9 protein-coding genes are annotated in these 13,295 nt (G+C 71.8%); 7 read left to right on the top strand and 2 right to left on the bottom strand.

Features of this window, described 5'->3' with window-relative positions; all coding sequences use genetic code 11:
* The first annotated feature begins 26 nt into the window (after window positions 1–26).
* Window positions 27–2,060 carry a DHA2 family efflux MFS transporter permease subunit gene (locus AB5J73_RS35900; protein WP_370963258.1) on the top strand — a complete coding sequence of 678 codons (2,034 nt, stop codon included), beginning with the start codon at window positions 27–29 and terminating at the stop codon, window positions 2,058–2,060.
* Between the two features lie 60 nt (window positions 2,061–2,120).
* Here the strand turns inward: AB5J73_RS35900 and AB5J73_RS35905 are convergent, their stop codons facing one another.
* On the bottom strand, window positions 2,121–2,957 hold the full coding sequence (locus AB5J73_RS35905; protein ID WP_370963259.1) for a PHP domain-containing protein: 837 nt from the start codon (window positions 2,955–2,957) through the stop codon (window positions 2,121–2,123).
* A 39-nt stretch (window positions 2,958–2,996) separates the two neighbouring features.
* Between AB5J73_RS35905 and ligD the strand changes: the two genes are divergently transcribed.
* Entirely contained in the window at window positions 2,997–3,947 is a 951-nt protein-coding gene (gene ligD / locus AB5J73_RS35910) for a non-homologous end-joining DNA ligase (RefSeq protein ID WP_370963260.1), read from the top strand.
* A gap of 35 nt (window positions 3,948–3,982) precedes the next feature.
* Window positions 3,983–4,402 carry a hypothetical protein gene (locus AB5J73_RS35915; RefSeq protein ID WP_370963261.1) on the top strand — a complete coding sequence of 140 codons (420 nt, stop codon included), beginning with the start codon at window positions 3,983–3,985 and terminating at the stop codon, window positions 4,400–4,402.
* On the opposite strand, the gene AB5J73_RS35920 is transcribed toward AB5J73_RS35915, so the two are convergent.
* Window positions 4,333–5,529 carry an acetyl-CoA C-acyltransferase gene (locus AB5J73_RS35920; RefSeq protein WP_370963262.1) on the bottom strand — a complete coding sequence of 399 codons (1,197 nt, stop codon included), beginning with the start codon at window positions 5,527–5,529 and terminating at the stop codon, window positions 4,333–4,335. The genes AB5J73_RS35915 and AB5J73_RS35920 overlap by 70 nt on opposite strands.
* 155 nt (window positions 5,530–5,684) lie before the next feature.
* On the opposite strand from AB5J73_RS35920, the gene AB5J73_RS35925 reads away from it, so the two are divergent.
* The 4 genes from AB5J73_RS35925 to AB5J73_RS35940 all read left to right on the top strand — a co-directional run bounded on the left by AB5J73_RS35925 (window position 5,685) and on the right by AB5J73_RS35940 (window position 13,261).
* Complete coding sequence (locus AB5J73_RS35925; protein WP_370963263.1) at window positions 5,685–6,125, top strand: winged helix-turn-helix transcriptional regulator; 441 nt, start codon at window positions 5,685–5,687, stop codon at window positions 6,123–6,125.
* A gap of 285 nt (window positions 6,126–6,410) precedes the next feature.
* Entirely contained in the window at window positions 6,411–10,004 is a 3,594-nt protein-coding gene (locus tag AB5J73_RS35930) for a CARDB domain-containing protein (RefSeq protein WP_370963264.1), read from the top strand.
* Between the two features lie 57 nt (window positions 10,005–10,061).
* Complete coding sequence (locus tag AB5J73_RS35935) at window positions 10,062–10,820, top strand: SDR family oxidoreductase (protein WP_370963265.1); 759 nt, start codon at window positions 10,062–10,064, stop codon at window positions 10,818–10,820.
* Between the two features lie 98 nt (window positions 10,821–10,918).
* Window positions 10,919–13,261 carry a glycoside hydrolase N-terminal domain-containing protein gene (locus AB5J73_RS35940; protein ID WP_370963266.1) on the top strand — a complete coding sequence of 781 codons (2,343 nt, stop codon included), beginning with the start codon at window positions 10,919–10,921 and terminating at the stop codon, window positions 13,259–13,261.
* Window positions 13,262–13,295: the final 34 nt, after the last annotated feature.

Here is a 13,295-nt window from a genome sequence, read left to right on the forward strand (position 1 = left end):
CGGAGGCCGAGCGAGGAGGGCGCGAGATGACGGCCACCGCGGAGATCGCCCACGAACCGGGGCCCGCGCCGCTGAGCAAGGGGCGCGTCAACGCCGTCTTCGGCGCCGTGCTGCTCGGGATGCTGCTGGCCGCGCTGGACCAGACCATCGTCGGGACGGCGCTGCCCACCATCGTCGGCGACCTCGGCGGCGCCGGGCACCTGTCCTGGGTCGTCACGTCCTACCTGCTCGCCGAGACCATCATGACCGTCGTCGTCGGCAAGCTCGGCGACCTCTTCGGGCGCAAGCTGATGTTCCAGCTGTCCGTGGTCGTGTTCGGCATCGGCTCGTTCTTCGCCGGGTTCGCCGACAGCATGGTGTGGCTGATCGTCTGGCGCGCGGTGCAGGGTCTCGGCGGCGGCGGGCTGATGGTCACCTCGACCGCGCTCATCGCCGACGTCGTCCCGCTGCGCGAGCGCGGCAGGTACCAGGGCGTGCTCGGCTCGGTGTTCGGCGTGGTGACCGTCGCGGGCCCGATGCTCGGCGGCTTCTTCGTCGACCACCTCTCCTGGCGCTGGGCGTTCTACGTCAACATCCCGCTGGTCGTCGTGGTGCTGGTGGTGGCGTCCTCGGCGATGCCGAACGCCCGCGCCGCGGTCAAACCGGTCATCGACTACCTCGGCATCCTGCTGATCGGCCTGGCCGCGACCGGCCTGACCCTGGTCACGAGCTGGGGCGGCACGCAGTACGCGTGGGGCTCGCCGACGATCATCGGGATGGCGATCGGCTCGGTGGTGCTGCTCGCCGCGTTCGTCTTCGTCGAACTGCGGGCGAAGGAACCGATGCTGCCGATGCGGTTGTTCCGCAACCCGGTCTTCACCGTCGGCGGGATCATGAGCTTCGTCGTCGGTTTCGCGATGCTCGGCGCGCTGTCCTACCTGCCGACGTACATGCAGTACGTCCAAGGCACGTCGGCGACTTCGTCCGGCGTCCGGTTGCTGCCGATGGTGCTGGCGCTGCTCGTGGCGTCGATCGCGGCCGGCAACGCGGTGAGCAAGACCGGGCGGTACAAGATCTTCCCCTTGGTCGGCGCGGCGGGGATGACGATCGGGCTCTACCTGCTGTCCCGGCTCGACACCGACACCGGCTTCTGGGAGGCGTCGGCGTACATGGCCGTGCTCGGCCTCGGCATCGGGCTCGGCATGCAGGTGCTGACCATCGCCGTGCAGAACACGGTCGACTACGCCGATCTCGGCGTCGCCACGTCGGGTGTGACGTTCCTGCGCTCGATCGGCAGCTCGTTCGGCGCGGCGATCTTCGGCACGGTGTACGCCAACCAGCTGACGCCGAACCTGGCCGCGGCGGTGGCCTCGGTGCCCCCGGGCGTCGACCCGCGGGCGCTGCAGGTGCCCACGGCCTTGCACGCGCTGCCGGACGCGGTGTCCGCACCGGTGATCAAGGCGTACAGCGACTCGTTGCACGTGGTGTTCCTGGCGGCGGCGCCGGTCGGCCTGGTCGCCTTCGCGCTGGCGTTCTTCCTCAAGGAGGTCCCGCTGCGCGACACCGCCCGCGCGGCGGCCCCGGACCTCGGCGACGGCTTCGCGATGCCGGAGGCCCGCACGGACGACCGCGAGCTGGAACGCGCGGTCGCGACCCTGTTCTTCCGCGAGCGCCGCAAGGTGGCCCCGGCGATCGTCGACCGGGCCGGCAGCGACCTCGACGAGGGCGGCATCTGGTGCCTCCTGCAGGTCCACCTGCGCGAACGCCGCGGCGAGCCGGCGACGCTGAAGGCGATCGGCGACCACTTCGGCGTCCCGGCGCCGGTGCTCGAACCGGCGTTCAACCGCCTGGAGCTGACCGGCCACCTGCGCTACACGCGCGACGGCTGGGAGCTGACCGGCGCGGGCCGCACGGAGTTCGCGAAGGTGGTCGGCGCCTGGCACGACTGGCTGGCCGACCGCCTCGGCGACTGGGGCACCGGCAACCGCGCCGACCTCGACGCGGCGATCGGCCGCGTGGCGGCCCGCCTGCTCGACCAGAGCGCGGAAACCCGCTCCCACGGCCGGCACGCGCTGGCCTGAGCACGCACTTTCACGTGAAAGTGCGCACCTGGGGCGCGCACTTTCACGTGAAAGTGCGGGTCAGCGGCGCCAGAAGTCGTGTGGGGTGCGGCCCGGGCGGAAGCCGCAGGACTCGACGAGCGCGGCGGCCTCGGCGAACCCCCTCCCGACCAGGCCGGGCTCGTGGGCGTCACTGCCGAAGGTGACCGCCTCGCCGCCGTCCTGGAACCACCAGCGCACGACCTCGCCCGGCAGCGGCACCTGCGTGTTGACCTCCAGGGCCCGCCCGCTCGCCTTGAGCGCGCGCAGCACCGCGCGGAACTCCTCCTCGTAGTCCGCGGCCGCGAACGGTGGGCCCTCGGAGGGCCACGAACGCAGCGCGTAGTCGATGTGCGCGAGCACCGCGAAGTCCGCCGTCGACTCGACCAGGCCGAGCACCTCGGTCAGGTACGCCCGCAGGATGTCGCCGGGCGGCCGCCCGGAAACCACGCTCAGCTCGTGGTGGTGTTCGCCGTCCGGGAGCGAGTGCACCGAGCCGAGCACCCGGTCGAAGCCGTGGGCCGCGAGCAGCGCGTCGGCGCGTTCGCGGTGCCAGTGCGGCTCGCTCAGCTCGACGCCGGAGAGGATCCGCAGCGACGGGAACCGCTCCCGGCACTCCGCGACGCACGCCAGGTAGCCCTCGACGTCGAGGTCCGGCGGTTCGAGGACGCCGTCCGGGCGCAACCGCACCCGGAAGTGCCCGGGGAGCAGGGGCCGGACCGGCTCGGGGATCAGCCACGGCGTCAGGTCCGCGTGCTCGGTGAACGCCACCGAGGGCAGGCCGAGTTCGAGCGCCCGCTCGCAGGAGCCGAGCATGGACCCGGTGACCGTGTCCCAGGACCACTCGGTGTGCACGTGACCGTCCGGCGGGAGGCTCATGGGCCCACGTTAACGGCGATGTGGGTTAAGTTCGGGACCATGGCGCAGAAGTCTCCGTCGGTGGAGCTGGAGGTCGGGCCGCACACGGTGCGCGTCTCGAACCCGGACCGGGTCTACTTCCCGGCCCGCGGCGAGACCAAGCTCGACCTGGTCGACTACTACCTCTCGGTGGGTGACGGCATCGTCAACGCGCTGCGGGAGCGGCCGTGCATGCTGCACCGGTTCCCGTCCGGCGTGGCCGGGGAGAAGGTGCACCAGAAGCGCGTGCCGAACGGCGCGCCACCCTGGCTGGAAACCGTCCGCGTCGACTTCCCGCGCTACGGACGGCACGCCTACGAGCTGTGCGTCACCGAGCTGGCGCACGTCGCCTGGGCGGTGCAGATGTCCACAGTGGAGTTCCACCCGTGGAACTCCAGGCGCGCCGACACCGAGAAGCCGGACGAGTGGCGCATCGACCTGGACCCGATGCCCGACTGCGGTTTCGACCGCGTCCGCCGCGTCGCCCACGTCGCGCACGAGGTCCTCGACGAGCTCGGCGCGGTCGGCTGGCCGAAGACCTCGGGCGGCCGCGGCCTGCACGTCTACGTCCGGATCGAACCCCGCTGGGGCTTCACCGACGTCCGCCGCGCGGCGCTCGCCTTCGCGCGGGAGGTCGAACGCCGGGCTCCCGACGACGTCACCACGACCTGGTGGCGCAAGGACCGCGACCCGCGGTCGCTCTTCGTCGACTACAACCAGAACGCCCGCGACCACACGATCGCCAGCGCCTACTCGGTGCGCGGCAACCCCGAAGGCACGGTGTCGACGCCGATCCGGTGGGACGAGATCGACGACGTCGAGCCGGGCGACTGCACGATCGCGACCGTCCCGGCCCGCTTCGCCGAGCTGGGCGACCTCCACGCGGGCATCGACGACGCCGTGTTCTCCCTCGACCCCCTGCTGGAGTGGGCCGACCGCGACGGCGTCGAGGAACCCCCCGACCCGGACTGACGTATTTTCCGCGCCCGCCCGCGGCTCTGCCCGGGGTGAAGGTCGTCTTGTCGGGTGTGGACGCGGGCGCGTGGAGCCTGGTCGCGTTGCAGGTGGTCCTCGAGCGCGCGGGCCACGAGGTGCGCGTGGCGGCCGACGTGCTCAAGGGGTGCCGCCGCGCGCGGCCGGACTGCCTGGTGCTGTCCACCGTGCTCGGGGGTTCGGGTGTGGAGGTGCTCCGCCGCGTGCGCGCCGACCCCGGGCTGGGCGGGCTGCCCGTGGTGATCGGCGGCCGGCTGCGGAACACGCGGGCGGAGCTGCTCGCCCTCGGCTACGACGAGGCGTTCCCGGTCGCCGCCGCGGATCCCGGGGGAGCCGTGGCGGCGCTGCGGGCGTACCTGGCGCGTCAGTCCAGGCGTTCGACGATCGTCGCGTTGGCGAGGCCGCCCGCCTCGCACATCGTCTGCAGGCCGTAGCGGCCGCCGGTCTGCTCCAGCACCGACAGCAGCGTCGTCATCAGCCGGGCGCCGCTGCCGCCGAGCGGGTGCCCGACGGCGATCGCGCCGCCGTTGACGTTGACCTTGGCCGGGTCCGCGCCGATCTCGGCCTGCCAGGCCAGCACGACGCTCGCGAACGCTTCGTTGACCTCGAAGGCGTCGATGTCCGAGACGTCGAGCCCGGCCCGGGCCAGCACCTTGCGCGTGGCCGGGATGATGCCGGTCAGCATCAGGAGCGGGTCGTCGCCGGTGACGGCGAAGCTGTGGAGCCGGGCCCGCGGCCGCAGCCCGAGCGCCTTCGCCGTCTCGGAGCTGGTGATCATCAGCGCGGCGGCGCCGTCGTTGATCGGCGAGGAGTTGCCCGCCGTGACGTGCCAGCCGAGGCCCGGGAACCGCTGCTCCCAGCCGTCGGCGCGGAACGCGGGCTTCAGCCCGGCGAGGATCTCCGGCGTGGTGCCCGGCCGCACGGTCTCGTCGGTGGTGACGTCGACGAGCGCGCCGTCGGCCCCGGGCGCCTTGAGCGGCGCGACCTCGCCGGCGAACTTCCCGTCGGCCCACGCCCGGGCGGCCCGCTGGTGGCTCCGGGCGGAGAACTCGTCCAGCTGCGCCCGGCTGAAACCCCACTTCGCCGCGATGAGCTCCGCGCTGATGCCCTGCGGCACGAGGCCGCCCGGGTAGCGCGCGGCGACCTGCGGGCCGAACGGGTCCCGCCCGGCGACCTGGCTGCCCATCGGCACCCGGCTCATCGACTCGACGCCGGACGCGATCACGACGTCGTACGCGCCGGCGATGACGCCCTGCGCGGCGAAGTGGACGGCCTGCTGGCTGCTGCCGCACTGCCGGTCCACGGTCACGGCGGGCACCGACTCGGGCAGGCCCGCGGCCAGCGCGGCCCAGCGGGCGGTGTTCATGCTCTGCTCGCCGATCTGCCCGACCGCGCCGCTGATCACGTCGTCGATCCGGGCCGGGTCGGCGCCGGTGCGCTCGACGAGCGAACGCAGGACGTGGGCGTGCAGGTCGACCGGGTGCACCCCGGCCAGCGTTCCGTTCGGCTTGCCCTTGCCGATGGGGGTCCGTACCGCGTCGACGATCACCGCGTCCGTCATGACGTCTGCCTCCTCGCAGATCGGGGATGCCTTCGGTATACGCCGAGTAAGTTGGATTACACAACTCTGCTGTTCGCGAGGTCACACGGTGGTTGTTCTCCGGTTGCCGATCCGCCCGAGGTGCTAGGTTGGATTTTCAACCCGATGGAGGTGGCATGGTCCGGCGTGGTCGCGAGTGCTCGGTCGCGGAGGCCCTCGAGGTCGTCGGCGAACGGTGGAGCCTCCTGGCGTTGCGCGAGATCATGCTGGGGGAGCGGCGGTTCAACCAGATCGCCGAGAACACCGGGGCCAGCCGGGACATCCTCGCGGCGCGGCTGCGCAAGCTCGTCGACGCCGGCGTGCTCGAAAAGGTCCAGTACGAGGCCCACCCGCCGCGCCACGAGTACTACCCGACCGAAGCCGGCCGGGCGCTGCAGCCGATCCTGCTCGGGCTGATGGCCTGGGGCGACCAGTACGTCCACCAGGGCGAACCGCCCACCCTCTGGCGCCACGCCTGCGGCGAGGAACTGCGCCCGGTCACCGTCTGCGCCCATTGCGGCGAGCCCGTCAACGCGCCGGGCACCCACGCGATCCGCCTCGGGGCCGTGCGCTCCTGACCCCCGCCGCCCAGGCCTCCTCGCATCCCCCGCGAGGAGGCCTTTTTGGTGTCCGGGCGTTGACTTGAGACCCCCGTCACGGTAACTCTTGAACGAATCAGTGCAAGAACCTGACAACACCGCGAGAAATCGAGGCAACTGTCAGGAAGATCTCGCTCAGCCCTCGACGAAGAGGTGCCCATGACGTGCTGCCCGCGTGCGCCACCGGACCCGGTCCGCGCGTGCCCGTTCCCTGGTTGTGCCGTCCCGACGCGTCTCCCCTCCTCCCCGGATCCGAGGAACCCCATGAGAACGAAGCGACTCCTGTCGCGCGCGGCGACCTACGCCGCCCTGTCCTTCCTGCTGGTCACCCCCGCCGTGGCCGCGAGCGCCGCCCCGGCCGCCGCTCCCGCTCCCGCGCCCGCCGCCGTCGCCGCGCAGGCGGCCGCCGCGACCTACACCGCGAGCAGCCAGCTCGCCGGCTACCCCGTCTCGAACGTCGGTGACGGCAACCAGGCCTCCTACTGGGAGAGCACGAACAACCAGTTCCCGCAGTGGGTCCAGGCCGACCTCGGCGCGGCCGCGAACGTCGCGCAGCTGGTGCTCAAGCTGCCGACCGGCTGGGAGGCCCGCACCGAGACCTTCAGCGTGCAGGGCAGCACCGACGGCACGAGCTTCAGCGACCTGAAGGCCTCGGCCGGGTACCGCTTCGACCCCGCCACCGGCAACACCGTGACCGTGGCCGTCACCGGGAACACCCGGTACGTCCGGCTCAACGTCACGGCCAACACCGGCTGGCCCGCCGCGCAGCTCTCGGAGTTCGAGGTGCACGGCCCGGCCGGCGGGGACACGCAGCCGCCGTCCGCACCCGGCAACCTCGCCTACACCCAGCCGGCGAGCGGCCAGATCCGGCTCACCTGGTCGGCCTCGACCGACAACACCGGCGTCGTCGGCTACGACGTCTACGCCAACAACCAGCTGCGCGGCAGCGTCGCGGGGACCGTGCTGACCTACACCGACAACCAGCCCGACGGCACGACCGTGGCGTACTACGTGCGCGCGAAGGACGCGGCGGGCAACCAGTCGGGGAACAGCAACACCGTGACCCGCAACGGCACCCAGGCCGGCACTAACCTCGCGCTGGGCAAGCCGATCACGGCGTCCTCGACGGAGTTCACCTTCGTCGCGGCCAACGCCAACGACAACTCGCTCACCACGTACTGGGAGGGCGGCGGCGGGACCTACCCGAACCTGCTGACCGTCGCGCTCGGCTCGAACGCCGACCTGAACCAGGTCGTCGTGAAGCTCAACCCCGACGCGTCCTGGGGCCCGCGGACCCAGACGATCGCGGTCGAAGGCCGTGACCAGGCCTCGAGCGCGTTCACCACGCTGTCCGCGGCGCAGACCTACGGCTTCAGCCCCGCGTCCGGGAACACCGTGACGATCCCGCTGAGCGGCCGCGCCGCCGACGTCCGGCTGCGCGTCACCGCCAACTCCGGCGCCGGCGGCGGGCAGGCCGCGGAGTTCCAGGTCTTCGGCGTGCCCGCGCCCAACCCGGACCTGACGGTTTCCGGGGTCTCCTGGTCGCCGCAGAACCCGGTGGAGACCGACGCGGTCACCGCGTCGGCGACCGTCCGCAACGCCGGGACGGCGGCCTCGGGCGCCACGAACGTCAACCTCTACCTGGGCACCACCAAGGTCGGCACCGCGAACGTCGGCGCGCTCGCCGCCGGGGCGTCGACGACCGTGTCGGCGAACATCGGCACCCGGGACGCGGGCAGCTACCAGCTGACCGCGAAGGTCGACGAGGCCAACACCGTGATCGAGCAGAACGAGGACAACAACTCCTACACCGGCTCGGCGCCGCTCGTCGTCAGCCCGGTGCCGAGCTCCGACCTCGTCGCGGCCACCGCGTGGTCGCCGAACAACCCGTCCGCGGGCAACGCGGTGACGTTCACCGCGACCCTGCGCAACCAGGGCACGGTCGCGTCGGCGGCCGGCGCCCACGGCGTCACGGTGACGATCGCCGACCAGAACGGCACCGTGGTCAAGACGCTCAGCGGGAGCTACACCGGGGCGATCGCGGCCGGTGCCACCGCGGCGCCGGTGACCGTCGGCACCTGGACCGCCGCCAACGGCCGGTACACGGTGAAGACGGTCGTCGCGAACGACGCCAACGAGCTGCCGGTCAAGCAGGCCAACAACACCAGCACGCAGGCGCTGTTCGTCGGCCGGGGCGCGAACATGCCCTACGACATGTACGAGGCCGAGGACGGCGTCGTCGCCGGCGGCGCGTCCGTCGTCGGTCCGAACCGGACGATCGGCGACCTGGCCGGGGAGGCGTCGGGCCGCAAGGCCGTCACGCTGAACTCGACCGGCTCGTCGGTGGAGTTCACCACCCGCGCCTCGACCAACACCCTGGTCACGCGGTTCTCCATCCCGGACTCCGCGGGCGGCGGCGGGCAGAACTCGACGCTGAACGTCTACGTCGACGGCACGTTCCTCAAGGCCATCGACCTGACCTCGCACTACGCGTGGCTCTACGGCGCCGAAACCGGCCCGGGCAACTCGCCGGGCGCCGGGCCGCGCCACGTCTACGACGAGGCGAGCGCGATGCTCGGCACGACCGTGCCCGCCGGGCACAAGATCAAGCTGCAGAAGGACGCGGCCAACAGCACGAACTACGCGATCGACTTCGTGAACTTCGAGCAGGCCACCGCGGCCGCGAACCCGGACCCGGCGCACTTCGCGGTGCCCACCGGGTTCACGCAGCAGGACGTGCAGAGCGCGCTCGACAAGGTCCGCCAGGACGCGACGCTCACCGGCGTCTACCTGCCGGCCGGGAACTACTCGCTCTCGAGCAAGCTGAACGTCTACGGCAAGGCCGTCACGGTCACCGGCGCCGGGCCGTGGTTCACCAAGTTCTCCGCACCCTCCGGGCAGGAGAACACCGACATCGGCATCGACGTGCAGGCCGGCGCGAACGGCTCGACGTTCAGCGGGTTCGCGGTGTTCGGGAACTACACCTCGCGCATCGACGGCCCCGGCAAGGTGTTCAACCTGACCAACGTCGCCAACCTGACGATCGACAACATCTGGGTGGAACACCAGGTGGTCATGGTCTGGGGCACCAACGTGGACAACACCACGATCAAGAACTTCCGGATCCGCGACACCTTCGCCGACGGCGTCAACCTCACGAACGGGAGCACCGGCAACCACGTCACCAACATCGAAGCCCGGTCCACCGGGGACGACAGCTTCGCGCTGTTCGCCGCCACGGACATCAACCAGGGCAACCAGTACGACAACGTGTTCGAGAACCTGACCTCGCTCACCCCGTGGCGCGCGGCCGGGCTGGCGGTCTACGGCGGGTACAACAACACCTTCCGGAACCTCTACATCGCGGACACGCTGACGTACTCGGCGATCACGATCAGCTCGCTCGACTTCGGCTACCCGTTCCTCGGGTTCGGGCCGCAGCCGACGACGGTCCAGAACGCCTCGCTCGTCCGGGACGGTGGCCACTTCTGGGGCCAGCAGACCTTCCCGGCGATCTGGCTGTTCTCCGCGTCCAAGGAGTTCCGCGGGATCCGGGTGTCCGATGTGGACATCGAGAGCCCGACCTACAGCGGCATCATGTTCCAGACCAAGTACAACGGCACCACGCCGGAGCACCCGGTCGAGGACACGGTGCTGACGAACGTGTCGATCACCGGCGCGCACCGCAGCGGTGACGCTTTCGACGCGAAGTCCGGGATCGGCATCTGGGCCAACGAGCTGCCGGAACCGGGTCAGGGCCCGGCCGTCGGTTCGGCGACGTTCACCGGGCTCACGCTGAGCGACAACGCCCAGGACATCCGGAACACGACGAGCACGTTCACCATCAACCGGAACTGAGCGGGCCGTGCGTGCCCGCCGGGAGACCGTTTCCCGGCGGGCACGCACCGTGCCAGGATGGCGCCGGAGGTGGTCGACGTGCGGATCCTGGTCACCGGCGGCACCGGGCAGCTCGGCTCGGCGGTCGTGGCGCGCCTGCGGGCGGCGGGGGAGGAGGTCCGCGTGCTGAGCCGTCGCGCGGCACCGGACGTCGTCCGGGGTGACCTGCGGACCGGGCGCGGCGTCGACAGCGCGGTCGCGGGCGTCGACGCGATCGTTCACTGCGCCACGGACTTCCTGCACGAGACCACGCTCGCGCGGACGCTGGCCGAAGCGGCGCGCTGGGCCGGGGCCCCGCACCTGGTGTACGTCTCGATCGTCGGCGTCGACCGCGTGCCACTGGGCTACTACCGGGCCAAGCACGAGACCGAGCAGCTCCTCGCCGCGTCCGGGCTGCCGTGCACGATCCAGCGGGCCACGCAGTTCCACGGCCTGGTCCGGACCTTGCTCGCCGGCGCGTCCCGGCTCCCGGTGGTGCCGGTGCCGCGGATCTCGTTCCAGCCGGTGGACGTCCGCGACGTCGCTCGCCGGCTGGCGTCGCTCGTCGCGGCCGACCCGGCGGGCCGGGCCCCCGACTTCGGCGGTCCCGAGATCCTGACCGCGGCGGAGCTGGCCGGAGCGGTCGGCGAGGCGACCGGGCGGGTCCGGCGGATCGTGCCAATGACGCTGCCGGGGGAGACGTTCCGGGCTTACGCGGGCGGTGGCCACCTCGCGCCCGGGCACCGCGAAGGCGAGATCACGTTCCGGGAGTACCTGGCCGAGCACGCTCATATGTAATCGGATTAATTACGAAGATTCTTGACCGCGTCACCGGATAGGTCATATGTTTGGCGGGCTTCACGGCCGGTTTCCGCCCAACGCCGAACGGACCAGTCATGCCGGATCAGTCGCTCCCGCCGTCGCGGCGGACCTTCCTCAAGCTCGGTGGCGCGGTCGGCGCCGGAGTCGCCCTCGGCGGCCTGCGCCCCTTTGCTGCCAATGCCGAAGTCCTCCGACCTGCCGGTGAGGACCTCGTCCCCGACGCCCGCGCCACCACGCTCTGGTACCTCGCGCCCGCGGTCGAGGACAAGGTCATCGAACAAGGCCTGCCGATCGGCAATGGTCGGATCGGTGCCCTCGTCGGCGGTGACCCCGCGGCCGACTTCCTCTACCTCGCCGACGCGTCGCTGTGGACCGGCGGCGCCAACGACGTCCTCGAAGACGACGGGCAGTTCCCCTACGAGCGCGAGAAGTTCGGCACCCTCGGCCTGCTCGCCAAGGCGCGGATCGCCGTCCCGGCGCACACCGGCGTCACGGACTACCGCCGCACGCTCGACCTCAGCAACGGCCTGGTCACCGTCACCTACACCCACCAGGGCACGCGCTACCGCCGCGAGGTCTACGCGAGCCACCCCGACGACGTCGTGGTCGTCCGGCTCACCGGTGGTCCGATGACCGGCGCGGTCGCGCTGGAGCCGACGCGCGGCGAGACCCTGGCCGGCCCCGCGTTCGCGGCGGCCTTCGCCAACGGGCTGAAGTACGCGGCCGCCGTCGCGGCGTCCGGTCGCGGCGGCCAGGTGACGACCCGGGGCGGCGCGGTCGCGTTCACCGGCTGCCGGGAAGTCCTGATCGTGCTCACCGGCGGCACGAACTACGTGCCCGACGCGGCCCGGAAGTTCCTCGACGCGGCCGCCGATCCGCTGCGCGTGGCGAAGGAGAAGGTGGCCACGGCGCTGCGCGCGGGCGGGGACGCGCTGCGCGCCACGCACGTCGCCGACTACCGGCGGCTCTACGACCGGATGGCCGTCGACCTGGGCCAGTCACCGCCGGCGAAGCGGGCGCTGGACACGTGGTCGCGGCTGCGGGCCCGGCACGACGTCCCGGCGACCGCCGACCCGGAGCTGGAGGCGAGCTACCTGCAGTTCGGGCGCTACCTGACGATCACCGGGTCGCGCGACGGCCTGCCGATGGGCCTGCAGGGCCTGTGGCAGAACACCAACGCGCCCGACTGGATGAGCGACTACCACACCGACATCAACGTCCAGATGAACTACTGGCTGGCGGACCGGGCGGGGCTGCCCGGGAGCTTCACTGCCCTGGCCGACTACTGCCTCGCGCAGCTTCCGGTGTGGACGGACAGCACGAACCGGCTGTTCAACGACCCCCGCAACAGGTTCCGGAACACCAGTGGCAAGGTCGGCGGCTGGGCGGTCGCGTTCTCCACCAACATCTACGGCGGCTCCGGCTGGTGGTGGCACCCGGGCGGCAACGCCTGGCTGTGCAACTCGCTCTGGGACCACTACGCGTTCACCCAGGACAAGGCCTACCTGGCACGGATCTACCCGCTGCTCAAGGGCGCGTGCGAGTTCTGGGAGGCGCGGCTGCTGCCGATGACGGTGGGCGGGCGCGACGTGCTGGTCGACGACCACGACTGGTCGCCCGAGCACGGCCCGCAGGACACCCGGGGGAACACCTACAGCCAGGAGATCGTCTGGGACCTGTTCGAGAACTACCGTGAAGCCGTCGCCGTGCTGGGGCGGGACCGCGCGTACGGCGACCGGATCGGCGGGCTGCAGCGGAAGCTGTACCTGCCCGAGGTCAGCCCCACGACCGGCTGGCTCGAAGAGTGGATGTCGCCGGACAACCTCGGCGAGACCACGCACCGGCACCTCTCGCCGCTGATCGGCTTCTTCCCCGGGGACCGGATCGCGGCCGACACCGCGCCGCGCGCCCTGCTCGACGGCGTGCGCGCGCTGCTGATCGCGCGCGGGATGGACAGCTACGGCTGGGCGACCGCGTGGCGCTCGGCGTGCTGGGCCCGGCTCAAGGACGCCGACCGGGCGTACCAGCTGCTGCTCACCGTGCTGCGGCCGTCGGTGGCCAACGGCAACGGGACCGCGCCGAACTTCTTCGACATGTACAGCCAAGGCAGCTACACGATCTTCCAGATCGACGCGAACCTCGGCGCGCCGGCCGCGATGGTGGAGATGCTCGTGTACTCGCGGCCGGGGGTGCTGGAACTGCTGCCGGCGCTGCCCGCGGCGTGGGCGGGCTCGGGCCGGGTGACCGGCATCGGCGCGCGCGGCGGGTTCGAGGTCGACCTCGCGTGGCGCGCCGGGAAGGTGACCGAAGCGGTGATCCGCAGCGTCGGCGGTACCCGGACCGAGGTCCGCGCGGGGGCCTGGCGACGCACGATCACCCTGCGGCCGGGCGGGTCGGTCACAGTCCAGCCAAGTTGAGCCGGGTCCTCCGGAAAGAGGTGTAGTGTTCAAC

Source organism: Amycolatopsis sp. cg9 (assembly GCF_041346945.1).
Lineage (GTDB): Bacteria > Actinomycetota > Actinomycetes > Mycobacteriales > Pseudonocardiaceae > Amycolatopsis.